Source organism: Vibrio sp. Vb0937, assembly GCF_033338855.1.
The window spans coordinates 1-1,245 of record NZ_JAWOTK010000268.1 but is presented as its reverse complement, the minus strand read 5'-3'; the positions used below and the strand labels follow the sequence as shown (position 1 = coordinate 1,245).

Below are 1,245 nucleotides of genomic sequence, written 5' to 3'. Positions count from 1 at the left end.
GTCTTTTCCTGCATCAACTGCGGTATCTTTCAATGCTTCTTTAGGCGTACAGCGACCACCAACACCAACCACGGCTTTTGTTGCTGCGGCTTTGGCTGCTTTTTCTGCATCGCAGTCGGGGTCCATCACGCTAGCTAAGCTGGTGGTTGAACCAAAAAGCAAGATAAGCAGAGCGAGGTTACGTTTTTTCATGGTAGTCACCGATGTTGTGAAACATAGGTAAAGTGTAATTGAGGGAAAAGAGTTTGGCTGAGAATTTGCTGGTTTAAGCTAGGGATGCAAAGTAAGAAAAAGTGCCACCGAAGTGACACTTTTATTGGGCTTTGTTTAAACGTGGTGGCTGACTTAGTTTAGTCGTCGTAGCCTTCTCGCTCGATTTCGCGAGCGACGTTTTGATTATTGATGATCACACCATCGACTTCGACACGAGTACCATTCAAGTTGAGTTCTTCAATGCCTTGAAATTGAGTTTGCGCATCGATAACCACTAATTTGTTATTTCGCAGTTGATCAGCATCATTTTCACAACGTTCGATTTCAAATGTTCTAGCATTCGCATCATAATTTGACACATAACCTTCGCATTCAAATTCTTTGCCTTGCCATTGATGGTTGTCATCAAAATCTGGCGTTTCAAACTCAACGACGGTGGCAATGCGTTTGCCATTTTTCAAGACAGAAGAAACGTCGACTTCTTGGCCTTGTTTTAAACTCATTTTGCTACCGTCCTCGAATCGAGTTGCGTTATCAACAAAGAACGCACCGCGGTAGTTTAGTGAAAACTCGCTGTAATCGTTCGCAACCCAAGTGACGATGCCTTCCACATCGCTGTCGTTTTCTAGGTTGTCATAGCCTTCTATTTCGACGTCAGAGGCGACAAAAGTACCCCCTTCCATTTTGCCTTCCGCTTCTACCCATTGACCTACTTTTAGTTGGTCAACACTGTGGTAAGACACGGTGATGTTTGCGCCCAGTTTGAAGGTGCCTTGGTTTGCATCAATGCTTGCGATTCGGCCTTCAATTTCGTAAATGTCGCCTATGCTTGGGTAGTGGTCAACGTCAATTTCCACCACAGATAAGACTTTGTAGCCAGCATCAGCAGTTGGAAGTGAAGACACCATCACCCATTCACCTAAATCGATCTCGTTACTTAAGCCATCAAACTGCAGTTCTACACCATTTACGGTGAAGGTTTTCTTTGCGTAATCAATGGCAGTCACTCGACCTGTGATGGTTGGTTCTAGT

Annotated in this window: 2 protein-coding genes; both read right to left on the bottom strand. The window is 44.5% G+C overall.

What is annotated here, in order from left to right; translation table 11 throughout:
* On the bottom strand, positions 1-192 hold a 192-nt coding region (locus R7P67_RS24980), incomplete at its 3' end, for a hypothetical protein (protein ID WP_318086340.1).
* Between the two features lie 158 nt (positions 193-350).
* A partial coding sequence (locus tag R7P67_RS24975; protein WP_318086339.1) for a DUF5666 domain-containing protein occupies positions 351-1,245 on the bottom strand: 895 nt, incomplete at its 5' end.